The organism is Streptomyces nitrosporeus (assembly GCF_008704555.1).
Taxonomy (GTDB): Bacteria; Actinomycetota; Actinomycetes; order Streptomycetales; family Streptomycetaceae; genus Streptomyces; species Streptomyces nitrosporeus.
Genome location: NZ_CP023702.1, coordinates 5455741 through 5482127 on the forward strand (window position 1 = coordinate 5455741; position 26387 = coordinate 5482127).

Genomic DNA, 26387 nt, shown 5'->3' on the forward strand with positions numbered 1-26387 from the left:
TTTTGTGTCCTGAGCTGGCTCTTTTCAGGTAGTGGCATCGTTGGGCGATGGCTTGGTGGCGTCTGCGCCAGTGGGACCATCTCAGGGCGTGCTGACGTGGTTCGAGTTCGTCTCTGGGGTGGGGTAGGAGAGCGTCCAGGAGCCGTCGGATTTCCGCCACGGTGAGGGAGACGAGGCTGTTCGGTTCGTTTCTGCGGTTTCCCGGTGGGCGGCTTGGGCGGCCAGAGCGGTCAGGAAGGCATGGGCGAGCATGGCCAGGGTGATGTGCCGGTACCAGCCCGGATAGCGGCGGACCTCGTACTCGTCCAGGCCGCACTCGTTCTTTGCGGCCTGGAAGCATTCCTCGACCGCCCACCGGCTGCCGGCGATCCGGGTGAGTTCGTCGATCTCGATGCCGACGGGTGCGTGGGCGAGGTAGTAGGCGATCTCGGTGGGATCGGACAGGCTGCGGCGGGCCAGCACCCAGCGATGACGGGTTGGCGGATCCGGGTCGAAAATGATGTTGGCGGGCAGTTTCGCCGCGGCCCAGTCATAGACACGTGGGCCCTTCGCTCCGTCGCCGCAGGACAGCCGTTGCCAGGCATCGGCGGGGGCTTCGTCGATGAGCTGGTCGATGCGCCAGCAGCCGGCCAGGGACTTGATCTGCTGGGACTTGGGCACCGCAACGACGTAGCCGATGTCGAGTTGCTCGAGCAGGCGCCGGAAGTTCCAGTCCTGCCCGTAAGCCTCGTCCGCAGTCACCCAGGCGGCCGGCAGGCCCGCGGCCAGGCAGCGGCGCACGATGTCCCGGGCAAGCTCCCCCTTGGTTGCAAAGCCGCGTTCATCAGGGATTTTCGCTGCCCGGCACCGCTCACGGTCGGACGTCCAGGCCTTGGGCAGGTAGAGCTCCCGGTCCACCAGGGCCCTGCCCGAGCTGGTGGCGTAGGCGGCGAACACGCCGATCTGGCAGTTGTCGATCTTCCCCGAGGTGCCGGTGTACTGCCGGCCCACCCCGGCCGAGGTGGTGCCCTTCTTCACGAACCCGGTGTCATCGATGATCAGTACCCCGCCCGGACCGAGCCGCTCAGCGGCGTAGTCCCGCACGTCGTCGCGAACGGCATCGGCATCCCAGCGGGCACCGTTCAGCAGGTGTTGCAGGCCCGCCGGATCACGGTGGCCGGCCCATTCCGCCAGCTGCCAGCCGTTCTTCCGCCCGACCGGCGCCAGCAGACCCCGCACGTAGTCCCGCATCCGCCACCGCAGATCCGCCCGCCCAAACCGGCCTGCCACCCGAGCGAAAACCGTCTCCAACTCGGCCTTCCAACAATCGACTTCAGGTATCACGTCCATACCCGGACAACGACAACCAGCACCTCAGGACACAAAATCTGACTGGAGTATTAGAAGCCCTAACGAAATGATCTCCGAGGTGATTGGATCGTTCCAGGATCGACGATCTGGGGGTGCGGGGTGGCACGGCCGAAGCCGTGGGAAGTCGACGACGAGCTGTGGGCAGTGATCGAACCGCTGCTGCCCAAGATCGAGCGCCGGACCCGGCATCCAGGGCGCAAGCGGCATCCGGACCGGCTAGTGTTCCAGGGCATCCTGTTCGTGCTGCATACAGGGATCGCCTGGGAACATCTGCCGCAGGAACTCGGCTTCGGCTCGGGCATGACCTGCTGGCGCCGCCTGGCCGAATGGACCGAGGCCGGCGTGTGGCGTCAGCTGCACCAGGCCCTCCTCGCAGAGCTGCGCGCCGCGAATGCCCTGGACTTCTCCCGAGCGGCGGTCGACGGCTCCCACGTCCGAGCGTTAAAGGGGGAGCCAAGACCGGACGAAGCCCCGTTGATCGGGGCAGGAGGGGCAGTAAGCATCATCTGATCACTGACGCCACTGGCATCCCGCTTGCTGCCACCTTGACCGGCGGCAACCGCAACGATGTCACCCAGCTGATTCCGCTCCTCCAGGCCGTGCCTCCGGTACGAGGCAAGCGTGGCAGGCCCCGGCGCCGCCCGGACGTGATCCTTGCTGACCGCGGCTACGATCACGACAAGTACCGCCGTCTGGTCCGAGCCCTCGGCGTGAGGCCGCTGATCGCCCGCCGCGGCACTGAACACGGCTCTGGACTCGGCACACAACGCTGGGTCGTCGAGCGTGCATTCGCCATCTGCACTGGTTCCGCCGCCTGCGGATTCGCTGGGAGATCCGCGACGACATCCACGAAGCGTTCCTCACCCTCGGATGCGCTCTCATCTGCTGGAGACGGCTGGTGTCACTGCATGCGCAGCACAGACCTGCGGCTTCCCGTCGGAGTTCTGACACGGCTAGCAGCTGAAACCCGCTTGCGCAGTCGCCCGGCGAGCCGATACCCAGCACTTGAAGGACAAGGAGGACACGATGACCCCCCTCGGTTCGTTGAACGAGTTCTGCTGGATGGACCTGAAAACCCGCGACCCATCGGGCACCGCTGCCTTCTTATCGCAGGCACTGGGCTGGTGTTTTGCAGTGGATGAGGAGGACTGGCGCCAGGCCACCAAGATAACCATCAGCGGGTACCAGATCGGCGGCGTCAGCGATCTTGCGAACCCGATCTACCCGCCGGACACGCCCGCCCACGTCGCCTACTACCTGGCCGTTGACGACGTCGACCGCCGCGCCGAAGCCGCGACGGCGAACGGCGCGCGTCTTGTCGTGGCTCCCTTTGACGCGGGCGATCAGGGCCGTACGGCGACGCTGATCGACCCGGTGGGTGCCGCCTTCTCCCTGTGGCAACCCCGTAGGTTCACCGGGTGGTCATTTCCGCCCCACTTGGCAGGCGCACCACACCACATGCTCCTGGCCTGCGACCAACCCGACCGGGCCCGGGACTTCTACCACCAGTTGACAGGCACGCCTTTGGCGGCTGCCGCATTCATCGCAGCACGTGAACCCATCGCTGCCCCGCAGTGGGAACTCTCCGTCGGGGTCGATGACGTGGATGGCGTCGTTTCCCGCGTGCAGATCGGTGGCGGTGGCCAGAGTCTCGCTACCTGGATCCGAGAGACCGACCAGTCCAATATGAGACTACACAGCCCAGAAGGGCTGTCATTCCGAGTTCAATCTCTGGGGCAATGACGCCTGGAGCACACACGGTGCCTTCGGGCACGTTGAGCCGACGGCACCTCATTTCGTTAGCAGTTCTTAGGCACCTCCGGCCGAACTCGCAAAGCAGATGTCGGCGGTTCGAAACCGTCCGCGCCCACCAGTGCGAAGGCCCCCAGCCGATCATGGCTGGGGCCTTCGGCCGACTCGGCCATCGGGATTCCACCGGCCCAAGGGCTGTCCCGTACGTTGCTGCCCTCCGGGTCCTGCGGCCGGCTGGAGAGGGGTCGCGCTCGCTCCCGGTATCAGGAGGGGCGCCGGGCGCCGCCGAACCGCTCGGACGTCGAACTCATCCCTTGATGAACTCGATGATCTGCGGGGCGATTTTCCTCGGGGCCATGACGACGGCTCCGTGGTTGAGTCCGGGCAGGGTTCGGTGGTCGGCCTGCGGCAGGATCTCGGTGACGGCGAGGGCGGCGCGCTGGAACGCGGCGGGACTCTTGCTACCGGTCAGCACACGGGTGGGTACGGCCACCCCCTTCCACTCGTCGGCATCGAGCGGCTTGCCTTGCTGGGTATCGCCCATGACCGCGATGTCGTAGGGCAGGGTGCCGGCCAGCTCGGTCAGGTTCGCCCACATCTTCGGCATGAGCTTCATGAAGAACACAGCGAAGCCGGGCATGCCCTGCACCCTGGTCATGAAGTACTTCACCGCGTCACTGCGCCGGCCTTCCGCGAGCAGCACGGTGATCTGCCGTGCGAGGTCCTCGGGCGGCCCGTCGTCGCCCTCTTCGACGACGAACGGCGGTTCGTACAGAGCCAGGCGGTCGACGTTCACCCCGGCAGCGGCCGCGCGCAGCGCGAGGACCGCTCCGGAGGACGAACCGAACAACGAAGCCGAACCGCCGACGTGTCCGACCAGCGCGGCGATGTCCTCGATCTCGCGGCCGGGGGCGTAAGCGGTGGCGTCACCGCTGCCGCCCCGTCCGCGGCGGTCGTAGTTGATCACAGTGAAGTGCTGTGCGAGGAGAGCCGCGAGTCGGGCCGTGTCGGAGCGGTCTGCCAGTGCCGAGCCGACCAGGACGACGGCCGGCCCGTGGCCCGACTGCTCGAACGCTATCTTGGTGCCGTCGGCCGAGACGACACGGGCCTCGGTTCCGGCCGGCTGCTTTCGGGCTGTCGACATATTCATCTCTCCGGTTCGCGTGGGGCCGTACTGCTGTGGTGTGTGTTGCTGCCGGTAGGACCCTCGTAGGGCGTGGAACTCATCGGTGTGCCGGACGCTCGGTGCCAGAGCCCTCATATCTCAGAGAGGACGAACTCCCTCGCGCGGGATCGAGGACATGCAGGGGCAGCGGCGGCCGTCACGGAGGATCCTCCGGGACCGCCGCCGCGGAAGGGCTGTCCCGCCAGGAACTACCGGGACAGCCCTCACCCCTGGATCGGCAGGTCCGGATGCGTGAAGACGAAGATCATGTAAGCGACCGCCGCCGCCGTCCCCACCACCGCGAGCACCAGGCCGGTCAAGGGCCGGGCGCGACTGACACCCCGATGAGAGGCGGCTCGGCACTCGATGACACCCCGGACGACTCCTGTAAGGCCGATCGGCAGGGCAAGCGGCCACACGATCATCCAGAAGGGGCAGCAGAACCAGCACACGACGGAAGCTCCGCCGAAAAGGACGGCCGATTCGGCTCTGCCGCCGGTCACATCATCGGTACGGGTCACACGCTGATCAAAGCAGCACAGGTATACAGCCCGACAACCTCCCCGCCCACCGGCTCACTTGGATTGAGCGGCCCGGAGGGCCATCGTGCGTCCCTGTTCCAGCGGCGGCGGTGTCGCGGTAGGGCCGTGCAACGCGGCAACCGGGGCACACCGTTGGCGCGTCACGCGTGGCCGATGAGAAGGGGAGGGGGAACGCCTGCCCGGACGAGGAGTTGCCGGTGGCGGGCGGCAGTCCGTGCGCGTGCCGGTCGACGGGTTCGGGAACGCCTCGACGGCCGCCGGGGAGGGCCAGGCACCCGCACGCGTCGGTCACCCGCACGCGTCGGCGTGCCTCCGGAACCAGGCGACACGTTTCCGGCGTCGCACTCCCATGGCGCCTCCCCGCCACTGCCTGTGGGTCTCGGGCCGCCGGAACACGTCCCCCGGAGGACCGCCGCACCCGCCGCCCCGTACGGGATCGCCCACGGGATTTCCGCCTGCCCGCGGGCCGGTTCAGTCCCGCAGATGCGGCCAGCCGTCCCTGTTGGAGTAGCTCTCGAAGCAGTACCGGGTCAGGCGGTGCCACTCCTTGCCCGTCGCCAGCTGATAGGCCTGGTCGGGTACGTACAGCAGCCATTCGCCGTCGTACTCGGCCGAGGTGTACGGGGCGAAGGTGCCGGCGTCGGAGAAGGCGCCCTCCCAGATGTCCTGACCTGCGGCGACCACAGCACAACGCGCGTACAGGAACGTGTCGGCGGACTGGGGGAAGGGGGCGCCGGCCTCGTCCGTCATGCCGGCGACGGGAAGCGTGCCGAACTTCTCCTGGTCCAGGCGGTAGAGGGCCTCGGCATGGCGTTCGGCGAAGCCGATGATGCCGGGTACGGGGCGGCGGCTCAGCTCCTCGGCGAGACGCCGGCAGTTCGCTCGGGTGGCTTCGCCGTTCAGGATGGATATCAGCGACCAGAAGTCGGCCCATGTCATCGTCACGGGGGCAGCATGCCAGGGCGGTCCGACATCCGTGGCCGACGTCACGGTGGCGGACGAACCGGCCGTGGACGCGTGTGGGCCGTCTGCCCGAACCCTCCGGCGCGCCCCGGATCTGCCCGGACCGGCCCCGGGTACGCCCTGCCCCCGGGCCCGTCAGCGTCTCTTGAACTCCACCGGGCCGGCGTTCATCTGGATGGCTCCGTCCGGGTGCAGGACCGGGCGGCGTTCGGACATGCGGCCGCTGTACGCCTCGATGTGGTGGATCGCCGCCCCCTCGGGGCCGGTGAAGTCGACGAGGGCGATGGCCACCCAGTAGCGGGTCTTGGTGTTCTCGTAGAGAGGGACGGTGACGGTCGAGCCCTGGCCGTCCGTGACGACGACCTTCGCGCCGAAGCTGCGGAAGGAGCCGAAGCCGTTGCTGACGGCGGAGTAGGCGCAGAGGAGGACGTATCCCTGTTCGTCGGGGCGGACGATACGGACCGACTCGCACCCCGGGGCCTTCGCGTCACCGTCCAGGCAGATGTAGGGCGGACCGCTCACCGAACCGAGGCGCTTGTAGTAGACGACGTCGGCCTTCTCGCCCTTGAGTGCGGTGTCCGGGGCCGAGGAGGGGGCGGGGGCCCCGGGGCGGAGCGGCTCGCCCCGGGCGACATGGCCGGAGGAGACGATTGTGCCGGGTGCCGTGGGTCCGCGCAGCGCCTTCGCGGCGGGCACGAACAGCGCGTACAGGTCGAGGTCGGCGCCCTGCCGGCGCCGCCGGTCACTGCCGCCGTCCCACTCCAGGGAGGCCGTCACCACCAACCGGCGGTCGTTCTTGTCCAGGCTGATGGAGACCTGGCTGCCCTTGTCCAGGCTGACCTTGCCCAGAGGGGGCTTCGTCAGGCTCATGGGGGCAGGGGCAGGGGCAGGGGCAGGAGGCGGCGCGGGCGCCGCTGTGGGTACGGGCGCGGGGGCAGGGGCGGCGGGCCGGGCCTCGTCCACCTGGATCCCGAAGTCGGTGGCGAGGCCCGCCAGGCCCTCGGCGTACCCCTGGCCGATGGCGCGGAGCTTCCAGCCCGTGCCCCGGCGGTAGAACTCCACCAGGAGGACGGCGCGTTCGCCGTCGGTGAGGGCGGGCGGGCTGAAGGACACCGGGTCGGCGCCGTGCTGGACCGCGTGGACCGTGAGCCGCTCGACGTCACGGAAGGTGCGCGTCGTGTCGTCGGGATCGCAACTGCCCACCAGGACGACCCGGTCCACGTCCGCGGGGAGGGCGGCGGGGGTCACCTCGACACGCTCGGGCCCCTGTGCGTCGGAGGGGCGGTGCCGGACTGAACCGGAGCCGTCGGACGGCTGGTTGTAGAAGATCAGGTCGTCGTCGGACCGGACCCTGCCGTCCGCGGCGACCAGCAGGGCGCTCAGGTCGACCTGGCCGCCCGTGAGGTGCAGCTCGGCCGTGATGAGGCCGGCGCCCACCGCCGCGTTCTCGCCCTTCCGGAGCTCAGACATGCCACCCGCCAACCCCGTAGACCACCTCTGGTGTGCGTACGTCACCTTGTCACACCGCCCCTGGACCGGTGAAGACCTCCCGCGGACGCTGCGGAGGGCGGGCGCTGTGGAGGGCGGATGTCACGGAGGCGGCGGGCGCCAGGGTGGCCGGCCCGGGGAATGTGCCGCCGCCCCCGCCTCGGGCCGGTCACCGGAGACCTCAAGCCTCCACGTACGCCGCCAGGTGCTCGCCCGTGAGTGTCGACCGGGACGCGACCAGGTCCGCCGGGGTGCCCTCGAAGACGATCCGGCCGCCGTCGTGCCCGGCGCCGGGGCCAAGGTCGATGATCCAGTCCGCGTGCGCCATCACCGCGAGGTGGTGCTCGACGACCACGACCGACTTCCCCGAGTCGACCAGCCGGTCGAGCAGGCCGAGCAGCTGCTCGACGTCCGCGAGGTGCAGACCGGTGGTCGGCTCGTCGAGGACGTAGACGCCGCCCTTCTCGCCCATGTGCGTGGCCAGCTTGAGCCGTTGGCGCTCGCCGCCGGAGAGCGTGGTGAGCGGCTGACCGAGGGTGAGATAGCCGAGGCCCACGTCGGAGAGCCGGCCCAGGACGCGCTGCGCGGCCGGCGTACGGGCCTCCCCGGAGGCGAAGAAATCCTCGGCCTCGGCCACCGGCATCGCCAGCACCTCGCTGATGTCACGGCCGCCCAGGCGGTGGTCGAGCACCGACGCCTCGAACCGCTTCCCCTCGCACTCCTCACAGGTCGTCGCGACCCCCGCCATCATCGCCAGGTCGGTGTAGACGACCCCCGCGCCCTTGCAGGTGGGGCAGGCCCCCTCGGAGTTCGGGCTGAACAGCGCGGGCTTCACCCCGTTGGCCTTCGCGAACGCCTTACGGATCGGGTCGAGCAGTCCCGTGTACGTCGCCGGGTTGCTCCGCCGCGAGCCGCGGATAGGACTCTGGTCGACCGAGACCACCCCCGCGCCGACGGCACCCGCCCGCTGGAACAGCGCACCGTGCACCAGCGAGCTCTTGCCCGACCCGGCGACACCGGTGACGACGACCAGCGAACCCAACGGGACGTCCACGTCGACGTCCTGGAGGTTGTGTGTGCCGGCGCCGCGGATCTCCAGGACGCCGGTGGGCTCGCGTACCGACTTCTTGAGCGTGGCCCGGTCGTCGAGATGACGGCCGGTGACGGTGCCACCGGCGCGCAGGCCCTCCACCGTGCCCTCGAAACAGACCGCGCCGCCCGCCGTACCGGCACCGGGGCCGAGGTCGACGACGTGGTCGGCGATCGCGATCGTCTGCGGCTTGTGCTCCACGACCAGCACCGTGTTGCCCTTGTCCCGCAACCGCAGCAGCAGGTCGTTCATCCGCTGGATGTCATGGGGGTGCAGGCCGGTGGTCGGCTCGTCGAAGACGTACGTGATGTCGGTGAGCGGAGAGCCGAGGTGCCGGATCATCTTGACGCGCTGCGCCTCGCCGCCCGACAGGGTGCCGGAGGGCCGGTCCAGCGCGAGATAGCCCAGACCGATCTCGGTGAAGGAGTCGAGGGACTGCTGGAGCGCGGTGAGCAGTGGTGCCACCGAGGAGTCGTCGAGCTCCCGGACCCATGCGGCGAGGTCGCTGATCTGCATCGCGCAGGCGTCGGCGATGCTGATGCCCTTGATCTTCGAGGACCGGGCGCCCTCGCTGAGCCGGGTGCCCTCGCACTCGGGGCAGGTGGTGAAGGCGACCGCCCGTTCCACGAACGCCCGGATGTGCGGCTGCATCGCTTCCTTGTCCTTGGACAGGAACGACTTCTGGATCTTGGGTATGAGCCCCTCGTAGGTGAGGTTCACACCCTCGACCTTCACCTTGGTCGGCTCCCGGTGGAGGAAGTCCCGCATCTCCTGCTCCGTGAAGTCACGGATCGGCTTGTCCGGGTCGAGGAAACCGGACTCGGCGTAGACCTTGACCGTCCAGAAGCTGTCGGACTTCCACCCGGGGATGGTGAAGGCGCCCTCGGAGAGCGACTTGGAGTCGTCGTAGAGCTGGGTGAGGTCGATGTCGGAGACCGTGCCGCGGCCCTCGCAGCGCGTGCACATGCCGCCGGTGCGCTCGAAGGTCGCCTTCACCGCCTTCTTGCTGCCGCGTTCGACGGTGATCGCGCCGCTCGCCCGTACGGAGGCGGTGTTGAAGGAGTACGCGCTGGGCGGTCCGATGTGCGGCGAGCCGAGCCGGCTGAAGAGGATGCGCAGCATCGCGTTCGCGTCGGTCGCGGTCCCGACGGTGGAACGGGGGTCGGAGCCCATCCGCTGCTGGTCGACGATGATCGCCGTCGTCAGTCCTTCGAGCACGTCGACCTCGGGCCGCGCCAGGGTCGGCATGAAGCCCTGGACGAAGGCGCTGTACGTCTCGTTGATCAGACGCTGCGACTCCGCGGCGATCGTGTCGAAGACCAGCGAGCTCTTGCCCGACCCGGAGACGCCGGTGAACACCGTGAGCCGCCGCTTCGGGATCTCGACACTGACGTCCTTGAGGTTGTTCTCGCGCGCACCGTGGACGCGGATCAGGGCCTGTCCGTCGGCGATGTGCGGCGGCTGCGGGTTCTTGGTCGTCATGGTGTCTCCATCTGGCGGACGGGCGGTGCCTTGCGGCTGGTACGGGGCTCGGTGCTCTGCGAGTGGGACGGGTGAGCGGCGCTCTGCGGCGGGTACGGGTGGGCGGTGCTCTGCGGCGGGTACGGTAACCGGTGCTCGCGGAACCGGCCCCGCTGTCCGCAGGACCGGCCCGCTGCCGTGCGGGGCCGGCTCACTCCCCGTGGTGCCGGTTCACCCCTCGACGGGCCGGCTGAAGCGGATCATGTTGCCGGCGGGATCGCGGAAGGCGCAGTCGCGGACGCCGTACGGCTGGTCGATGGGCTCCTGAAGCACCTCGCCCCCCGCGGCACGGACGCGCTCGAAGGCGGCGTCGCAGTCGTCGGTGCCGAAGACGACCCCGCGCAGCAGGCCCTTGGCCAGCAGCTCCGCCACGGCCTCCCGGTCGGCGGCGGACGCGTTCGGGTCCGCGAGGGGCGGTTCGAGCACGATGTTCACCCCGGGCTGCGACGGTGCCCCGAGGGTCACCCAGCGCATCTGCCCGGATCCGACGTCGTTGCGGACCTCCAGGCCGAGGGCGTCGCGGTAGAAGGCCAGGGCCTTGTCGTGGTCGTCGACGGCGATGAAACACTGTGAGAGCGTGATGTCGTTCATGCGGCTCACGCTACGGACGGGTCTCACGCCGGTGCTTCTCCGTTTCTGACCGGTCGTGTGTGGATCTTCGCGACGCACGCGGGGACCGCCGTCCCCTCGTCGTGGACGCGGGCGCGGTAGGCGCTGGGGCTCTCGCCGACCAGCTCGGTGAAGCGCGAACTGAACGATCCGAGCGACGTACAGCCCACGGCCATGCAGACGTCCGTCACACTCATGTCCCCTCGCCGCAGCAGCGCCTTGGCGCGCTCGATCCGGCGCGTCATCAGATAGCTGTAGGGCGTCTCGCCGTAGGCGGCGCGGAAGCTGCGGGAGAAGTGGCCCGCCGACATGAGCGCGGCACTCGCCAGTGCCGGGACGTCGAGGGGCTCCGCGTAGTCGCGGTCCATCGTGTCCCGGGCCCGGCGCAACCGGACAAGATCCTCCAGCGTCGTCACCCGCCCAGCCTGCCACAGGCGTGCGCGCCCGCGTGGGGAGTCGCCCCACCCCGGCCGTCCCGCGCTCTCCCGCGCGCTCTGTCTCTCTCCCTGCCCGTCCCGCCCCGGCGCCGGAGGGGAGCCCGTGCCCCGGCCGGGTCCGGGTCCGGGCCCGGGATGCGCGGCGGGGAGGGGAGGGGGACCGTGGAGGCATGTCCGGACACCCGCCTGTGATCGTGTACCCGCCCTCCGCGAACGGCGCGCGCCGGGTCACCGTGCGCGGCCGGATCGTGGGTCTGGCGCGCGGGCGCGGGGACGTCGCGGCGTTCCTGCGCGAGGCGGGGTTCGCCGAGGGCGTCGAGGAGATCGACCTGGACCGGTCCGAGTCGGTCGAGTGGCGAGGCGGAGACCTCGACACCTGGAGGTGAGCCCCATGAGGTTTCGTGGAGCGTCCCGGGCCGGGATGTCACTGGAGCCGCCACCCGGCTACTACGGAGTCTGCGGGAACGCACCCGACGCCGAACGGCGCGGGCTGATACTCGACTGGGTGGTGAACCGCCGGATCGCCACCGGATGGCGGGTGGAGTCGCGGTCGGGGAGCCAGGCCGTACTGGTGCGGGGGCAACCCGTCAACCATGTGCTGCACGCCCTCCTCGCGCTCCTCTCCTGCGGGCTGTGGGCCGTCGCGTGGGCCGGGCTGTCGGTGGTGAACAAGGTCGAACGCATCGCCCTCACCGTCGACGCGCAGGGGCAGGTCGTGACGGTGCGGGCCCCGTGAGCCCCGTCTCCGGGTCACCCGGACGGGTGCGTCCAGGTCGACCGGCCGGAAGGTGTCGCGCAGGGTCGGATCTGCCCGGCGGCCCGCCGGGCCGAGTGCCGGCACCGAGTGCCGGCGGATCGGAGGACACCCATGGCCCAGTCAGCACCCCCGCCCGGAACCACCCGGCCGCCCGAGCGGAACAACGCCTGGGCGGCGGGCGGCACGATGTTCGCCGGCGTCCTGCTGCTCGTGGACGGCGTACTGGACATCTTCAAGGGCATCGCGGGCATCGCCTCCGACGAGGTCTACGCCCGTATCAGCGACTACACGTTCCGCTTCGACGTGACGACCTGGGGCTGGATCCACCTGATCCTCGGTGTGATCCTCGTGCTGGTCGGCCTGGGCATCCTGAGAGGTGCCGCCTGGGCGCGCGGTTTCGGTGTGGCGATCGCGGCGCTCAACCTGATCGCGAACTTCGTGTGGCTGCCGTACCAGCCGGTGTGGGCGATCGTCTCCATCGCGATCGACACGTTCGTGATCTGGGCCCTGTGCACCGATCGCTCGAAGCCGGTCCTCTGACGTGAACGGCGGGCGGGGCGGCCGGGGAGCGTACGGTCCGGATCCGGACCGTACGGCCGCCCTCGCCGCCGAGGCGTACGTCTACGGCGTACCCCTGGTCCGCCAGATGTCGGCGGTGCGGGAGTTCCTGCAGGAGGGGTACGGGGCGCTGGGCCCCGCCCCCTTCAACGCCTTCGCCCACGCGGACGGTCCCGCCGTTCCCGGTACGCACGTCCCGGGAGCGGCGCCCGACCTCGTCGACGCGATCGCCCAGCTCGACCTGTCCGGCGGGCCGGTGCGGCTGCACGTGCCGGACACCGCCGGCGAGTACTACGTCCTGCAGTTCGTGGACGCCTGGAGCGGCACCTTCGCCTATGTCGGCAGCCGGGCCACCGGCACCCGGGAGGGCGACTGGCTGATCGTTCCACCCGGCTGGGCCGGGACCGTCCCCGACGTCGTGACCGGGGTGATCGACGCCCCCACCTCCGTGGTCACGCTGGCCGGCCGGATCGCCTGCCACGGGCCCGGCGACCTGCCGAGGGTGCGAGCCCTCCAGCAGGAGCTGACCCTCACCCACCTCGGCGACCGCGCCCACCGGACCGGGGTCCCCGCGCCGGACTCCGACGTGCCCGAGGCGCTCGGCTTCTACGAGCGGATGCGGGTGTGGACGGCGGACTTCCCGCCGTCCGCGGCCGACCGCGCCTACCAGGACCGTTTCCAGCCGCTCGGTCTGCTGGAGGAGGGGCTCTCGCCGTACGTGGCGGCCGGGCCCGCCCTCACCGAGGCGCTGACCCGCGGGCTCGTGCTGGGCCGGGCGCGGGTGGAGGCGGCGAGCCGCCCGGTGGAAGACGCCCATCGGCGGCCCGGGGCCCGGCGGCCCGGGGCCTGGGAGGTCCGGCCGCACCCGCACGGCCTCCCTCCGGGCTGCCCGGGCACCGGCGCGCCGGACTTCCCGCAGTGGCGGACCGAGGACGGGGAGGCCGCCCGTGTCCTCCGGGCGGTGGCGGCACGGCGGGACCTGTGGAGACCGCACGGCTACGAGTCCCTGCAGGCGTCCACCGCCCGCGACTCGCGGGGCCGCCCGCTCGACGGGGGCCGTACCTACCTGCTGCGGCTCGCACCGCCACCGCCCGTACGGGCCTTCTGGTCGGTGAGTCCGTACGGGGTCCCCGGGGACCACCTGGCGGCCGGGGAGCCGCAGCGGTACGCGGTGGGCGACCGGACACCCGGTCTGGAGTACGGTCCGGACGGCTCGCTGACCCTGCGTATCGGCCGGGAGCGTCCCGCCGACCGGGCGGGGGCGGCGAACTGGCTGCCGGCCGGCGAGGGGGAGTTCCGGCTCGTGATGCGGATGCACGTCCCCGACCAGGCGGTTCTCGACGGGGAGTACGTCCTTCCGGCCGTCGAACGGGCCGAGGATGCCTAGGCCACGGACACCCTGCCGGCCGGGAAGGTACAGGCCACGGACGTCCTGTCAGTGGTGCGGGTCACACTGGGGGCATGTGCCGCAGCATCAAGACCCTTCGTCCGCCCGCCCTCCCCGAGGAAGCCACCGAGGAGGAGATGAGAGCCGCCGCCTTGCAGTACGTCCGCAAGGTGTCGGGCTTCCGCGCGCCGGCCGCGCACAACCAGGAGGTCTTCGACCGGGCGGTCGCCGAGATCGCCGGGGCGACCCGGCGGCTGCTGGACGGCCTGGAGATACGGGGCACGGCCCCCCGGGGGTGAACCGGGCGGGGCCGTCGAGGAGCCCGGCCGGCACGGGCGGCGGGGGCGTCCGTCAGGAGGGGGAGGAAGCGGTGGCGGAGGAGGCGGTGGCGACGGGCCGCTTCCGGCCGGGCCGCTTGACGACGACCGCGGCCAGGGAGCCCGCCAGGAACAGAGCGAGCACCGAGACGGCGGTGCCCAGCCAGGAGGCGCCCAGCCACTGGCCGCCGAAGTAGCCGAGGCTCACGCTGTAGGCGGCCCAGGCCAGACCGGCCAGCGCCGACCAGGGGAGGAAGTCCTTGGCCCGGCGGTGTGCGGCGCCCGCTCCCAGCGACACGATCGAGCGCCCGGCCGGGGCGAAGCGCGCCACGACGACGAGGGCGCCCCCGCCGCGGCTGAGAGCCGTGCCGAGGCGCTCCTGGGCCGCGGTCAGACGCCGGGAGCGGGCGATGGCCCGGTCCAGGCGTTCGCCACCCCGCCAGGCCAGCCGGTAGGCGACGAGGTCGCCGAGCACGGAGGCGGTGGCCGCGCAGAGGGTCAACACCAGGAGGGAGGGCACCTGCCGGGTCGCCTCGCCGGCCGCGGCGGTGACGGTGGTCGTACTCGCGGCGGCGGCGGTCGCGGCCGCGATCACCAGCACACCGCTGGGCAGAAGCGGAAGGAAGACGTCCAGGAGTACCGAGAGGGCGACCACGACGTAGATCCATGGGCTGCTTGTCAGCGCGCCCACACTCTCCAGCACTCTCTACTCCCCGTTCCGTGTCATCCGATGCGAACACCGCGTCGTCGCAGGGGAGCGGCCGGAGCGGCAGGGCCGACGGTAGGCCAGCACTCCAGAATACGCCTGTGGTTTACCTGGAATTCCCGGCCCGGGGTGCGATGTCACGCAGGTCACGCCCCGGGTCGCGGACGGCGGGTCATCGCGGAAGGCGGGGCATCGCGGGCGGTGGGGGAACGCGGACGCCCCGCCTCCGTGCCCGGCGCTCCGGAGGGCGTCGGGACGAGGGACGGGGCGTTCGCGGGATACGGGCGTGCCGGTGCTGTCAGACGGAGACGGCCCGTGCCTTCCCGTGTGCGTCGTGTTCCCCCCGGTCCGCCGTGGGAGTGCGGGAGGAGAACAGCCGGTCCACGGCCACGGCGCCGGGGCCCGTGAAGACCAGCAGCAGGAAACACCAGCAGAAGATCGCCGAGGCCTCGCCGCCGTTCTGCAGGGGGAAGAGCGACTCCGGCTGGTGGACCTTGAAGTACGCGTACGCCATCGAGCCGGAGGATATGAAGGCGGCTATGCGGGTGCCGAAGCCGACGGCGACCAGGATGCCGCCGACGAACTGGATCAGCGCGGCGTACCAGCCCGGCCAGGTGCCGACGGGGACGGTGCCGCCGCCGTGGGCGCCGCCGAGCACACCGAAGAGGGACGCCGCGCCGTGGCAGGCGAAGAGGAAGCCGATCACGATGCGGAAAAGGGCCAGGGCGTAAGGCTGCGCCCTGTTCAGGTGAGTGAACATGTGGGGGTCGGGCTCCTTCGGTCTGGGGACGTGAACCGATTGGACCCACAAGGTTAGGTAAGCCTCACTTGTGCTTGCAAGTTCAACATTTTGTCGACTGGCCGAAAAACAATGACCTGTTCAGGGGTGTGTCCGTCCTTGGACCGAATCCAGCCGGACCTCGGGTGATGCCCGTTTGGTCTAAACCAATGAGGGGCGGGATTCCGGCCATGCGGAGGGGTGCTGCGCGCCGTCGGCCGCCCGCGGCCCGCCCCGCCCGCGTCGGCGCCGGTGCCGGTGCGCCGGCGGTGCCGGGATGTCCGGCGGCACCCGCGGTACGCCGGCTCCGGCCGCGCCCGGGACGGGTGGCGGCCTGCCGCGGGTGAGGGCCCGTCCAGGGGCAGGTCAGCCGTGTGATCCTTGGGGCACCGGTGACTCGGGAAGGCTCATGGGGTGCGTGGGGGCCGATGGGCGTGCCGGGGACGCATCGCCTGGGAGCGGATAAAGCGTGGTGTATCCGCCCAGACCCTCCGTGGTGACCGGCGCCCGGCCGGGCGGGAGGGCGGAGACTGCGGCCCGATGTTCCTGGTCACCAGCGCGCCGGGCCTTTTCGCGGGCGGGGCCGGGCGGTCGCCCCGGTGCGCCGGGCCGGGGGCGGCCTCTTCTGTCCCGCGCCCCGGGTGGGGCGGGCGCCGGGCGGGCGGGGGCCTGCCGTGCCCGGGTGCGCGAGGGGTGGACCATCCGCCCGGCCCGAGCCCCCGGAAGGGGTGTGGGCGGCCGTCCCCGCTCCGGGCGCGTGCCGCCTGGGTGATCGTTCTCGCCCGCATACTCGGCCGAAAGGTGCCGGTGTTCCCCCTGGGGCGATCCGTGGTGCGTTCCGTGGTGCGCGAGGGGGCCGTGACGCCTGTTCCGGCGGGTCCCGTGGCCGCCGGCGCCGTCCGGTGAACGGTCCGCGGAGCGGGGCGGCGGTGCGTGCCCGCGCGCCCGCGCCGGGCCGGCGCGGCCCGGCGCGGGAAGGGGTGGTCCGGCGCGGGAAGGGGTGGTCCGGCGCGGGAAGGCGCGGCCCGGCGCGGGGAGGGGCGGCCGGTCAGCAGGCGTTCAGCACGGACTGGAGCGCGCTCTTCTCGGCGGAGTCGACGCGGAGGTCGTAGTGGTGCTTCACGTGCACCCAGGCGCGGGCGTAGGTGCAGCGGTAGGCGGTGCGCGGGGGGAGCCAGTCGCCGGGGTCCTGGTCGCTCTTGGACTGGTTGACGTTGTCGGTGACCGCGATGAGCTGAGGGCGGGTCAGGTCGTTGGCGAAGGACTGGCGCTGGGCGTTGGTCCAGCTGCTCGCGCCGGAGCGCCAGGCCTCGGCGAGCGGGACCATGTGGTCGATGTCCACGTCGGACGCGGCCGTCCAGGTGGCTCCGTCGTACGGGGAGTACCAACTGCCGCTGGTCGCGGCACAGGAGGAGTCCTGGACCACCCCCGTGCCGTCGCGCTTCAGCACGACCTCGCGGGTGTTGCAGGCGCCGGACTGGGTGATCCAGTGCGGGAACTTGTCGCGGCTGTAGCCGGACGAGGAGCCCTCGGCCGCGACGGTGAGCTGGCTGAGGTATGTGCGCGCGGTCGATGCGCTGACCGGCGTGGGCATCGCGGCCTGGGCGGACGGGGCGGTGAGGAGACCCGTGGTGGCGGCGAGTGCGGCGGCGGAGGCGGCGACGGCTATGTGACGCGCGTAGATGCCGGGCATGTGAACTCCCTCGATGTGGGGGGCGCGGATGCGGACGACCTGTGGAAGCCCGGCCATCAAAACGGGGCGGGATTTCCGTGGGGTGGTCGTCAGGTAACAGACTGACGACATGCGCACGTCACATCAAGGGGTCCGGCGGTAGTTCTGACGTTCCGTCCGTAGCCCGTTCGGGCGGGTGAGTTGACGGAACGCCAGGTGGAGGGCGGCCCGCTCGCCCGGCGCGCTTCCGCTCACGGTGCTCGTTCCGGTGCGGGATCCGCCCTGGTCCCGTTGTCGCGGGGGTTCTCGCCGGCGGTACTCCGGCCGCGACCGTGCCCGCCGGACGGCATGCGCCGGGCGAGTTGTGGGCCCGCCGGGGCGAGGCGGGGGAGGGGGCGGCGCTCGGTCTGCCCGGCCGTGACGCCCGGGTGGGGGCGATCCGTACGGCCGCTTCGGACGTCTTGCTGCCGGGGCCGGACCGGACCCGGATCGTGGGCCCGGTGACTCTGCCGGGGGTGTCCACGGGCATGCCGCTGGGCGGCGCCTCGCCCGTGGAGGCGGGCGCCGTGCGGCTGTTCGCCCTGGTGGTGGTGTGGGTGGTGGCTGCCCTGTTGGCAGCCGGTGCCGATGGCTCGGGGTGCTGTACCGAGAGCGGCCCGGCCGGCGCGCGAGGCGCGTCGGCCGGGCCGGGCGTTCGGGTGCCGCCGTGCGTTCGTTGTCACCCGCCGTGCGCCTTCGTGTCCTGCCGGGCTCGCGTCGGTGTGCCGGAGCGCGGCGGAGCGGCGGAAGCGGTGGGTGTGCGGGGCGCGGCGGGTGTGCGGGAGGTGGTGGGAGTGCCGCAGGTGTCAGTGGGCGGCGAGGTGCAGACGGATCCGGCCGTCGGGGGCGGACTCCACCCGCAGTCCGTTCAGGTCCGCGATGTGGGCGTCGGGGGAGAGGGCCGCCGCGCGCGGGCCGATGCCCACGACGCGCATGCCGGCCGCGCGGCCGGCGGCGATGCCCGCCTCGGAGTCCTCGAAGACGACGCAGTCCGCAGGCTCGAAGCCCAGCTGGGCCGCGCCCTTCAGGAAGCCCTCGGGGTCCGGCTTGCTGGCGCCGACCAGTTCGGCGGTGACCCGGGTGACCGGCACGGGGAGCCCCGCGGCCGCCATCCGGGCCTGGGCGAGCGCCTCGTCGGCGGAGGTCACCAGCGCGTGCGGCAGCGCGGCGATCGAAGCCATGAAGGCGGCGGCCCCGCCGATGGGCACCACACCTTCGGTGTCGGCGGTCTCCTCGGCCAGCATGATCCGGTTCTCGGCGTGGTTCTGCTCCATGGGCCGGTCCGGCAGCAGGACGGCCATCGTGGCGTACCCCTGGCGGCCGTGCACCACGGTGAGGACGGCCTCGGGGTCCAGGCCCTTGGCCAGGGCCCACCGGCGCCAGCAGCGCTCGACCACCGCGTCGGAGTTCACCAGGGTGCCGTCCATGTCCAGCAGGAGGGCGCGGGCTTCGAGGACGGTGGCCGGCATCGGCGACTCCAGAACGCGGTGGTGGTGCGGGCAGCGCGCGGCTGCGGGCCAAGAGGTCAAGCAGCCCCGCCCGCCGGTCAGGGAAAACGGGCGAGGGCTACTTTGTTCCTCCACGATACAAAAAGCGTGGCCAGAAAGCCAGTCCCGCCACCGCTGTCCCGTCGGCACCCGTCGGCACCCGCCGGCACCCGCCGTGGTCAGTTCCCGTGTCCGCCGCCGGACGACCACGCCTCCAGCGCCAGGCGGGTGTCCGGGCCGTACACGCCGGGCGGATCGGTCCTGATCGACGCCCAGCGCTGGAAGTCGCGGACGGCGTCCTCCACCTTGTCCGAGTAGGAGGCGTCCACCGGCCCCTGGTAGACTCAGATCTTCCGCATGCGCCGTTGCAGCTCCTCCACCTCCGGGCCGCGGTCCCCGCGCCGCAGTGTCGGGGCGCCCTCCTGGGCCGGCGGCGAGGGTGACGGGGAGTTCCCGGACGGAGTGGCGGACGGGGAGGGCGGTGTCGGTGAGGCGGACGTGGGCGAGGGGGAGGGGCTCTTCGACGCGGACGCGGACGCGGAGGCCGACGCGGAGGGTGTGGCGGACGGGGACGCGGAAGAGGCGGAGGGGGAGGCCGAAGGGGACGGGGAGGCGGAGACGGAGGCGGCCGGGCCGCCGGTCGACACCGGGACGCTCGTCGTGACCTCGGGCAGGGCGGTGTCCTCGCCGCCGTCCCCGCCGAACAGTCCGCCCGCGAACGCGGCGGTCCCCACCACCGCCACCACGGCGGCACCCGCCGCGACGACCGCGAGCGGACTGCGGCGCCGGGGCTGGACGGGGTCCGCGCCACCGCCCGCGTAGGCCGCCGCGGTGCGCCGCCGGCCCCGGTCCCCACCGCCGGTGGCGGCGGGGACGGCCGCCGTGGGGTGGTCCGGGCCGCGGCCCGGGGCCTCGCCGGCCGCGGCGCCGCCGAGGAAGAGAGGCATCGTGGTGGCCTCGGCCGGGGCCGCGTCGTGCGCCGCCGTACCGCGATCACGGCCGTCCGCGCGTGTGCCGGTACCGTCGTCTGCGCCTTCGGTGCCCGGACCGTTCGGCAGCGTCACGTACGGCCGGATCCGCAAGGGGTCGAAATCCTCCGCGGCCGCCGCCTCCGCCGCGCGGCCGGCCCGGTGCCCCTCACCCGGCCCGGTCCGGGGCCCCGGCCCGCCGCCCTGCCGGGCCGCCCCGGCTCCGCAGGCGCACCCGGGTCTCGCGCCCCGCTCGCCGCCGCACTCCGGGCATATATGTCCGGTCATGGTGGGTCCCCTCCCCTGTGAACTGCCTGCGATTATGCAGGCCGCTCCCGGGAAGCCCAACGGCCGTGCCCCTGCTCGGCAGGCCATAACAGGGCACAGACGCCAGGATGGGGAGGAAGCGGACCCGAGGAGAAGCGCATGGCCCAGCAGCTGAGCCCCTCACCCCCTGCACCGGGCGAGGGGAGGTCCACCCGGAGCATTCTGGTGGCCATCGGGGCACTTCTGCTCGGCATGCTGCTCGCGGCACTCGACCAGACGATCGTCTCCACCGCGCTGCCGACGATCGTCAGCGAGCTCGGCGGCCTCGACCACCTGTCCTGGGTCGTCACCGCCTACATGCTGGCCGCGACCGCCGCGACCCCCCTGTGGGGCAAGCTGGGCGACCAGTACGGGCGCAAGAAGCTCTTCCAGACCGCCATCGTCATCTTCCTCGTCGGCTCCGCGCTCTGCGGCATGGCCCAGAACATGCCGCAGCTGATCGGCTTCCGCGCCCTCCAGGGCCTCGGCGGCGGCGGGCTGATGGTGCTGTCGATGGCGATCGTCGGCGACATCGTCCCCCCACGCGAACGGGGCAAGTACCAGGGTCTGTTCGGCGCCGTGTTCGGAGTGACCAGTGTGCTCGGACCGCTTCTCGGCGGTTTCTTCACCGAGCACCTCAGCTGGCGCTGGGTGTTCTACATCAACCTGCCGATCGGCGTCGTCGCACTGCTCGTCATCGCCGCGGTCCTGCACATCCCCGTCGCGCGCACCAAGCACACCATCGACTACCTCGGCACCTTCCTCATCGCCTCGGTCGCCACCTGCCTGGTCCTCGTCGCCTCCCTCGGCGGCACCACCTGGGCCTGGGGCTCCGCGCGGATCATCGGACTGGCCGTGCTCGCGCTCGTCCTCCTCGCCGCCTTCATCCGCGCCGAGCGCCGGGCGGCCGAGCCGGTGCTGCCGCTGAAGCTCTTCCGGATCAGGACCTTCACCCTCGTAGCGGTCATCAGCTTCGTCATCGGCTTCGCCATGTTCGGGGCGATGACCTATCTGCCGACCTTCCTCCAGGTCGTCCACGGCATCACCCCGACCATGTCCGGTGTGCACATGCTGCCGATGGTCTTCGGCATGCTCATCACCTCGACCGGTTCGGGCCAGATCGTCAGCCGTACCGGCCGCTGGAAGGTCTTCCCAATCACCGGCACCGCGATCACCGCGATCGGCCTGCTCCTGCTCCACCAGCTCTCGGTGGACAGCTCCACCTGGACGATGAGCGTCTTCTTCTTCGTCTTCGGCGCCGGCCTCGGCCTGGTGATGCAGGTGCTCGTGCTGGTCGTCCAGAACGCCGTCGGCTACGAGGACCTCGGTGTGGCCACCTCCGGCGCGACGTTCTTCCGGTCCATCGGCGCGTCATTCGGGGTCGCGGTCTTCGGCACCATCTTCACCAACCGGCTGACCGGCAAACTGGAGACGGCCCTCGCCGGCCGGCCGCTGCCGCCCGGCGTCGACGCCGGATCCCTCGCCGCCGACCCCCGGGCCATCGGCCGGCTCCCCGCCGCTCTGCGCCCCTCCGTCCTGGACGCCTACTCCACCGCCATCACCGACGTCTTCCTCTACGCGGTACCGATCGTGCTGCTCGCCTTCGTCTTCGCGTGGTTCCTCAGGGAGGACCCGCTGCGCGGCTCGGTCACCGCCCCCGACCACAGCGAGACCTTCGCGTCGAACCCCGTCGAGCGCTCCTCCTACGACGAGTGCGCCCGTGCCCTGTCGGTGCTGACCACCCGCGAGGGCCGCCGCGAGATCTACGAGAAGATCACCGCCAGGGCCGGGTACGACCTGCTCCCCGCCGCCAGCTGGCTGCTGCTGCGCATCAAACGGCACGGCACCGTCGAACCCGGCCGGCTCGCCGAGGTCGCCCCTGTGCCCATCCGGGTCATCACCGAGGCCGCCCGGCAGGTCGAGGAACGCGGCCTGGCCCGCCGGGAGGGCCTGGAGCTGGTGCTCACCGAGAGCGGCGCGCAGGCCGTGGTGCGCCTGGCCCGGGCGCGCGAGGAGTCACTGGCCGAACTGCTGGGCGACTGGTGGGACCCGGACCGGCCCACCGACCTGCTCCGCCTGGTGTCGGAGCTGTCCAGCGAGGTGAGCGGATCGAGCCGGGAGCGGCCGCACATGCCCGAGCCGCGGCGCGACCACTCGGCCTGAGCGGTGGGCGGGCGGCGGCACGGCGGGCGATGGCACGGCCGGGCGGCAGTGGCACGGCTGGCGGCGGTGCCACCGCCCGGCGGGCGCGGGTGCTCAGAGGTCCTTGGCGAACCAGTGCTCCGCGTACGGACCCCGGTTGAAGGCCGGGACCTCCCGGTAGCCGTGCTTCGCGTACAGCCCACGGGCCTCGACCAGGTCGTTCCGGGTGTCGAGCCGGACCCGGGAGACCCCGGACCCCCGCGCCGCGCTCTCGACGGCGGCCAGCAGCAGCCCGCCGCCTCCCGTGGAACGGAACGCCGGACGTACGAACACCCGGGTCACCTCCGCGGTCCCCGCGTCGATCAGCAGCAGCCCCGCGCAGGCCGCGGCCCTGCCCCCGTGACGGCCCACGACGAACAGGCCGGTGGGCGGGGCGAGGCGCTCGGCACCGTCCCCGGTGAGCCCCGCCACGATCTCCTCGCCGGTCGCGGGACGCCCCCAGTAGCGGCTCGCCACCTCGTCGTAGTAGTCGCGCCGCAGGAGCGCCGCGTCGGGGGTGTCGAAGGATTCGGGGGCAACGGTCCAGGCCATCGGGCCATTCTCGGGCGGGTACGACGAGAGGACGAACGAATATCCGGATGCCGGGCGGGACGGGGAGACCCGTGCCCGTATGCCGCCCGGCGGCACCCGGCGCGGCGCACGGCGTCAGGCCGGGACCGCTCCCCGCCGCCGGCGCAGTGCCACGGCCACGGCGGTGACGGCCGCCCCCGCCACGACGAGCACGGTCAGCAGCCACACGGGGAAGCCGCCCACCGTCAGCAGCTCGCTCCGGTGGATCACCGAGCGGTACGGGGTGTCGGCGCCGGCCGCCCGCAGCTCGTGGTCGCCGTCGATCCGCGACGGATCGGGGAAGTCCTGCACGACGGCGGTGAGGAAGGCGGGCCCCCCGCCGGCCAGGTCACCGACCGCGCCCCCGGCGTCCGCGCCCTCCAGCCGCCCCGCGAACGTCACACGGGGCTCCTGCCCGCCGATCCGCCCGGCCGGCTCCATCCGGTGGTCCGCGAGGACGTACAGGCCCAGCGACTGGGCGGTCGTGGCCAGCCGCGACAGCCGCATGGGGTAGACCAGCCGGTCACTGGCGAACCTCAGGTGCAGCGGCTCCAGCGCGCCCGCCAGGACCTCCCCTTCCTTCCGCGGGGCCAGGCGCACCGCGACGTACTCCCACCCCTGGTCGACGTACGGCTCCAGGGCGCTCGCCAGCGGGCCGGGGAGCGTGAAGCCGTGGCCGTCCAGCCAGTCCCGCAGGGCCTGCGGATCGGTCGCCGTCAGCCGGGCCACGTCGAAGGGGCCCAGCCGCTGCCGGTCCACCACCCCGACCGGCGGCGCGGCACCCGGCGCCGGAGCGCCCGCCCCGTCAGGCTGCGGGAGCGGCCAGTCGCCCTCACGCGGCCAGAAGTAGTGCCGGGTCTCGGTCACCGGCGCGGTGATCGCGGCCAGCTCCTCGAAGAGCGCGGGGTCGCCGAGCCCGACGGAGGCGCGGTGCGGGACCGGCATGATCCAGGCGGCCTCCCCGGCGTCACCCCGCACGGTCAGCCGCATGACGATCTGCTCCGTCCGCCCGTCCCAGTGCACCACCGAGGTCTCCTGGCCGACCGTGATCCGGGTCCGCTCGGAGGGGACCATCGCCCCGCACCCGCAGGCGTACGCCGGAGAGACCAGCGAACCCAGCTGAAGTGCCGCCAGGACCAGCAGCAGTGACAACGCCCGCCGGTACCAGGGGCCGCCGCCCCGCCCGTACACCCGCCCCGGTCCTTGCCCCCGCATGCTCCGCTCCCCCTTCTCGCCGGCGCGTACGCGCGGCCGGATACGGCTTCGGACGCACGGACGGATCACACGGTTCCGCCGGCCGGTGCGGACAGCCGTACGGGATCCGCGTGTCCTTCCGCACAAAAGCGTGGTGACAGTCAGGCGAAGAGGGGGTTGATTGGGTCTGCCCGAGAGGGCAATGGCAGGCTTCATCCGCACATACCCGACCGGACGGGACAGTGCATCGGACTTGTGGGAGGGGCGGCGCCAGTGGCAGAGGCGGAGCACGGTGTACGGGGCGACGCGACGGCGGACCCGAGGGCGCGGGCCCGGCTGGCCGGAGCCGCCCTCTGGCTGCTCGTGGCCGTGCTCGGGGTGCGCCAGATGGCGGTGGTGCTGCGCGGTGAGCCGGGGGAGCGCCTCACCGACCTGGTGGCCTGGACCGGCGCGGACGGCATCCTGCGTCTCGCCGGGTCCCTCTACGAGCCCGGGGGGTTCACCGGCGCGCCGTTCGCCGGACTGGTGCTGAGACCCCTGACCGCCTCGGCCGAACAGACACTCGGCGTCGTGTGGACCTTCGGCACCCTGCTGCTGGTCGCCGCGCTCGGCCTCGTCGTGGCCCGCGCGCTCCCCGGACCGGCCGGCCGGCGCACCGCGCTCCTCGCTGCACCCCTCGCGATCACCCTCCTCATGGTGTCGCTGCCCGTCCGGAACACCCTGCACCTGGGCCAGACCAGCATCCTGCCGGTCCTGCTGGTGCTGGCCGCCTGCTTCGTGGCGCGCGGCGAGCGCCTGCCCGGTGTGCTCACCGGGGTCGCCGCCGCCCTCCAGCCGGTCGTCCTGCTCTTCGCCGCGCTGTTCTGGCTCACCGGGCGGCGCACGGCCGCAGCCTCGGCCGCCTCGGCGTTCGCCGTGTGCACGGCACTGGCCTGGGCGGTGATGCCCGACGACTCGTGGGCCTACTGGGTGCACCACCTCGCGGGCACGGGACTCGGCGAGCGCCCGGACGGCCTGGCCAACCAGTCCCTGCACGGAGCCCTGCTCCGGTTCGGCCTCCAGGGACCGGCCGAGATCGCCCTCTTCCTCGTCCTGGCCGCCGCCGTCACCGTCGTCGGCCTGCGCCGCGCGGTGCGCTACGCGCGGGACGGGCAGCTGCTCCTCGCGGTCGCCGTCACCGGGTGCGTGGCCGTCGCCGTCTCACCGACCGCCTGGCAGCACCAGCTGCTGTGGGTGCTCCTCGCGGTCGTCGGCCGGGTCGGCACCCGGGCCTCGGACCGGCTGGTCTGGCCCGCCGTCGTGGTCCTCGTCCTCACCCTGCCGGGGAAGATGCTGCTGCCCAACATCGGGATCCTCCTCCCGGTACGCGACAACGTGGTGCTGATCGCCGCGCTCGGCACGGCCTGCGCGGTCCCGTTCCTGCCGAGTACCTCGCCGTACTGGTCGAAGCCCGTGCCCACCGACCACGCCCGGCCGGCCGGGTCGCGGTTCGCGTGGGTGCCCCTGCTGCCGTTCTGGCGCAGGGTGCTCACCCGCCCCAACCTGCTGCTGGAACTCCTGCTCATCCGGGTCGTCTACTCCGCGTACGCCAAGGTCCGCCTGGCGGCCACCGCGGGCCGGGCCACGGCCGAGGAGCACGGCCGGCAGATCCACTCGATCGAACAGTGGCTGCACATCGACATCGAGCACTGGGTGAACCACACGGTCGCCGGGATCTCCTGGCTGCGGGAGTTCTTCGACTACTACTACTCGACGTTCCACTTCATCGTGCCCCTCACGATCCTCGGCGTGCTGTACGTGCGCCGGCCCTCCGACTACCGCTGGGCGCGCAGCTCCATCGGCTTCGCGACCGTCCTGGCCCTGGTCGGTTTCTGGCTGTACCCGCTGGCCCCGCCGAGGCTGATGCCGGGGCTCGGCTTCATCGACACCGTCCACGGGGTGCAGGACCTCGACAGCCCGGACTTCGGGGCGCTGACGGCGGTCACCAACCAGTACGCCGCGATGCCGTCCCTGCACTTCGGCTGGTCGCTGTGGTGCGGGGTGGTGATCCTGCTGCTGGCACCGAAGGCGTGGATGAAGGCGCTCGGCCTGCTGCACCCGCTGTTCACCGTCTCGTGCATCGTCGCGACGGGGAACCACTGGGTGCTGGACGCGGTCGGCGGGGCCGCCGTGGTGGCGCTGGGCTTCGGACTGACGCACGTCCTGGCGGGGCCGCGCAGGCTGCTGCCGAAGGACACCGGACCCGCCGGGGAGGCCCCGGGGGCGGAGCGCGTGGAGGGCAGCGGTACGGCGGGCAGCGGCAGGGAGAAGAGCGGTACGGCCGGGGGTGAGGGCACGTCCGGCGCTCCGGGGGAGCCCGGTCCGGAGGAACCGGCGGCCGAACCGGCGGGCAGCCGGACCTGACGTCCGCAGGGCGGACGCGCCGAAGGGGCGCCCGGGAGGAATCCCTCCCCGGGCGCCCCTCCGGCTCGGATCGCCGCGTGTCCCAGGATCCGCCCCGCTCGTCCGGTCCGCCACCCGGCCAAACCCGCCGGCACCGGACCGCGGGCG

At 72.2% G+C, this 26387-nt stretch carries 24 protein-coding genes and 2 pseudogenes; 11 read left to right on the plus strand and 15 right to left on the minus strand.

Features of this window, described 5'->3' with window-relative positions; genetic code table 11:
- Positions 1–81 precede the first annotated feature (81 nt).
- Positions 82–1329, minus strand: a complete 1248-nt coding sequence (locus CP967_RS24080; protein WP_150489970.1) for an IS701 family transposase — start codon at positions 1327–1329, stop codon at positions 82–84.
- A gap of 120 nt (positions 1330–1449) precedes the next feature.
- On the opposite strand from CP967_RS24080, the pseudogene CP967_RS24085 reads away from it, so the two are divergent.
- Positions 1450–2314 (plus strand): annotated as a pseudogene (locus CP967_RS24085) (IS5 family transposase).
- Between the two features lie 62 nt (positions 2315–2376).
- The gene (locus tag CP967_RS24090) at positions 2377–3093 is read left to right on the plus strand and encodes a VOC family protein (protein WP_150489971.1); all 717 of its coding nucleotides are present in this window, start codon (positions 2377–2379) and stop codon (positions 3091–3093) included.
- Between the two features lie 316 nt (positions 3094–3409).
- On the opposite strand, the gene CP967_RS24095 is transcribed toward CP967_RS24090, so the two are convergent.
- The 7 genes from CP967_RS24095 to CP967_RS24125 all read right to left on the minus strand — a co-directional run bounded on the left by CP967_RS24095 (position 3410) and on the right by CP967_RS24125 (position 10896).
- A complete protein-coding gene (locus tag CP967_RS24095) occupies positions 3410–4246 on the minus strand; it encodes an alpha/beta fold hydrolase (protein ID WP_150489972.1) in 837 nt (278 codons plus the stop codon).
- A 245-nt stretch (positions 4247–4491) separates the two neighbouring features.
- Positions 4492–4788, minus strand: a complete 297-nt coding sequence (locus CP967_RS24100) for a hypothetical protein (RefSeq protein ID WP_150489973.1) — start codon at positions 4786–4788, stop codon at positions 4492–4494.
- Between the two features lie 492 nt (positions 4789–5280).
- Positions 5281–5748, minus strand: coding sequence for a DUF4240 domain-containing protein (locus CP967_RS24105; protein ID WP_150492016.1), 468 nt, complete (start codon positions 5746–5748; stop codon positions 5281–5283).
- A 159-nt stretch (positions 5749–5907) separates the two neighbouring features.
- On the minus strand, positions 5908–7242 hold the full coding sequence (locus CP967_RS24110) for a TerD family protein (protein WP_150489974.1): 1335 nt from the start codon (positions 7240–7242) through the stop codon (positions 5908–5910).
- Between the two features lie 199 nt (positions 7243–7441).
- On the minus strand, positions 7442–9832 hold the full coding sequence (locus CP967_RS24115) for an ATP-binding cassette domain-containing protein (RefSeq protein ID WP_150489975.1): 2391 nt from the start codon (positions 9830–9832) through the stop codon (positions 7442–7444).
- Positions 9833–10042: 210 nt separating this feature from the next.
- On the minus strand, positions 10043–10462 hold the full coding sequence (locus CP967_RS24120) for a VOC family protein (RefSeq protein ID WP_150489976.1): 420 nt from the start codon (positions 10460–10462) through the stop codon (positions 10043–10045).
- 23 nt (positions 10463–10485) lie between these two features.
- Entirely contained in the window at positions 10486–10896 is a 411-nt protein-coding gene (locus tag CP967_RS24125; RefSeq protein WP_167535432.1) for a helix-turn-helix transcriptional regulator, read from the minus strand.
- Positions 10897–11087: 191 nt separating this feature from the next.
- Here CP967_RS24125 and CP967_RS24130 point away from each other — a divergent pair, with 191 nt between their 5' ends.
- From CP967_RS24130 to CP967_RS24150, 5 genes are all read left to right on the plus strand, one after another.
- Positions 11088–11303, plus strand: coding sequence for a hypothetical protein (locus CP967_RS24130; RefSeq protein ID WP_150489977.1), 216 nt, complete (start codon positions 11088–11090; stop codon positions 11301–11303).
- Positions 11304–11308: 5 nt separating this feature from the next.
- Positions 11309–11653 carry a DUF8108 domain-containing protein gene (locus CP967_RS24135; RefSeq protein ID WP_190175012.1) on the plus strand — a complete coding sequence of 115 codons (345 nt, stop codon included), beginning with the start codon at positions 11309–11311 and terminating at the stop codon, positions 11651–11653.
- A gap of 132 nt (positions 11654–11785) precedes the next feature.
- Positions 11786–12214 carry a DUF7144 family membrane protein gene (locus CP967_RS24140; protein ID WP_150489978.1) on the plus strand — a complete coding sequence of 143 codons (429 nt, stop codon included), beginning with the start codon at positions 11786–11788 and terminating at the stop codon, positions 12212–12214.
- Position 12215: 1 nt separating this feature from the next.
- Positions 12216–13619: a DUF1254 domain-containing protein gene (locus tag CP967_RS24145; protein ID WP_229888234.1), complete on the plus strand. Its 1404-nt coding sequence runs from the start codon at positions 12216–12218 to the stop codon at positions 13617–13619.
- A 74-nt stretch (positions 13620–13693) separates the two neighbouring features.
- A complete protein-coding gene (locus tag CP967_RS24150; RefSeq protein WP_150489979.1) occupies positions 13694–13918 on the plus strand; it encodes a DUF2277 domain-containing protein in 225 nt (74 codons plus the stop codon).
- Positions 13919–13970: 52 nt separating this feature from the next.
- Here the strand turns inward: CP967_RS24150 and CP967_RS24155 are convergent, their stop codons facing one another.
- The 3 genes from CP967_RS24155 to CP967_RS24165 all read right to left on the minus strand — a co-directional run bounded on the left by CP967_RS24155 (position 13971) and on the right by CP967_RS24165 (position 17113).
- On the minus strand, positions 13971–14639 hold the full coding sequence (locus tag CP967_RS24155) for a DedA family protein (protein ID WP_150489980.1): 669 nt from the start codon (positions 14637–14639) through the stop codon (positions 13971–13973).
- A 301-nt stretch (positions 14640–14940) separates the two neighbouring features.
- Positions 14941–15402 (minus strand): DoxX family protein, encoded by a 462-nt coding sequence (locus tag CP967_RS24160; protein ID WP_150489981.1) that lies wholly within the window; start codon positions 15400–15402, stop codon positions 14941–14943.
- A gap of 1066 nt (positions 15403–16468) precedes the next feature.
- Positions 16469–17113 (minus strand): HNH endonuclease family protein, encoded by a 645-nt coding sequence (locus CP967_RS24165; RefSeq protein WP_150489982.1) that lies wholly within the window; start codon positions 17111–17113, stop codon positions 16469–16471.
- A gap of 311 nt (positions 17114–17424) precedes the next feature.
- Between CP967_RS24165 and CP967_RS34805 the strand changes: the two are divergent.
- Positions 17425–17640: pseudogene (locus tag CP967_RS34805) on the plus strand (ABC transporter permease); the annotation flags it as partial.
- Positions 17641–17937: 297 nt separating this feature from the next.
- Here CP967_RS34805 and CP967_RS24175 read toward each other — a convergent pair.
- The gene (locus CP967_RS24175) at positions 17938–18600 is read right to left on the minus strand and encodes an HAD-IA family hydrolase (protein WP_150489983.1); all 663 of its coding nucleotides are present in this window, start codon (positions 18598–18600) and stop codon (positions 17938–17940) included.
- A 197-nt stretch (positions 18601–18797) separates the two neighbouring features.
- On the minus strand, positions 18798–18947 hold the full coding sequence (locus CP967_RS35265) for a peptidoglycan-binding domain-containing protein (RefSeq protein ID WP_341874674.1): 150 nt from the start codon (positions 18945–18947) through the stop codon (positions 18798–18800).
- A 28-nt stretch (positions 18948–18975) separates the two neighbouring features.
- On the opposite strand from CP967_RS35265, the gene CP967_RS35270 reads away from it, so the two are divergent.
- Both CP967_RS35270 and CP967_RS24185 read left to right on the plus strand, forming a co-directional pair.
- On the plus strand, positions 18976–19440 hold the full coding sequence (locus CP967_RS35270; protein WP_341874675.1) for a hypothetical protein: 465 nt from the start codon (positions 18976–18978) through the stop codon (positions 19438–19440).
- 572 nt (positions 19441–20012) lie between these two features.
- Positions 20013–22055, plus strand: coding sequence for an MDR family MFS transporter (locus tag CP967_RS24185; protein ID WP_150489984.1), 2043 nt, complete (start codon positions 20013–20015; stop codon positions 22053–22055).
- A gap of 93 nt (positions 22056–22148) precedes the next feature.
- Here the strand turns inward: CP967_RS24185 and CP967_RS24190 are convergent, their stop codons facing one another.
- Positions 22149–22625 (minus strand): GNAT family N-acetyltransferase, encoded by a 477-nt coding sequence (locus tag CP967_RS24190; protein WP_150489985.1) that lies wholly within the window; start codon positions 22623–22625, stop codon positions 22149–22151.
- Positions 22626–22739: 114 nt separating this feature from the next.
- Entirely contained in the window at positions 22740–23858 is a 1119-nt protein-coding gene (locus CP967_RS24195; RefSeq protein ID WP_150489986.1) for a DUF2330 domain-containing protein, read from the minus strand.
- A gap of 252 nt (positions 23859–24110) precedes the next feature.
- Between CP967_RS24195 and CP967_RS24200 the strand changes: the two genes are divergently transcribed.
- The gene (locus CP967_RS24200; protein ID WP_190175013.1) at positions 24111–26240 is read left to right on the plus strand and encodes a bifunctional glycosyltransferase 87/phosphatase PAP2 family protein; all 2130 of its coding nucleotides are present in this window, start codon (positions 24111–24113) and stop codon (positions 26238–26240) included.
- Positions 26241–26387 lie beyond the last annotated feature (147 nt).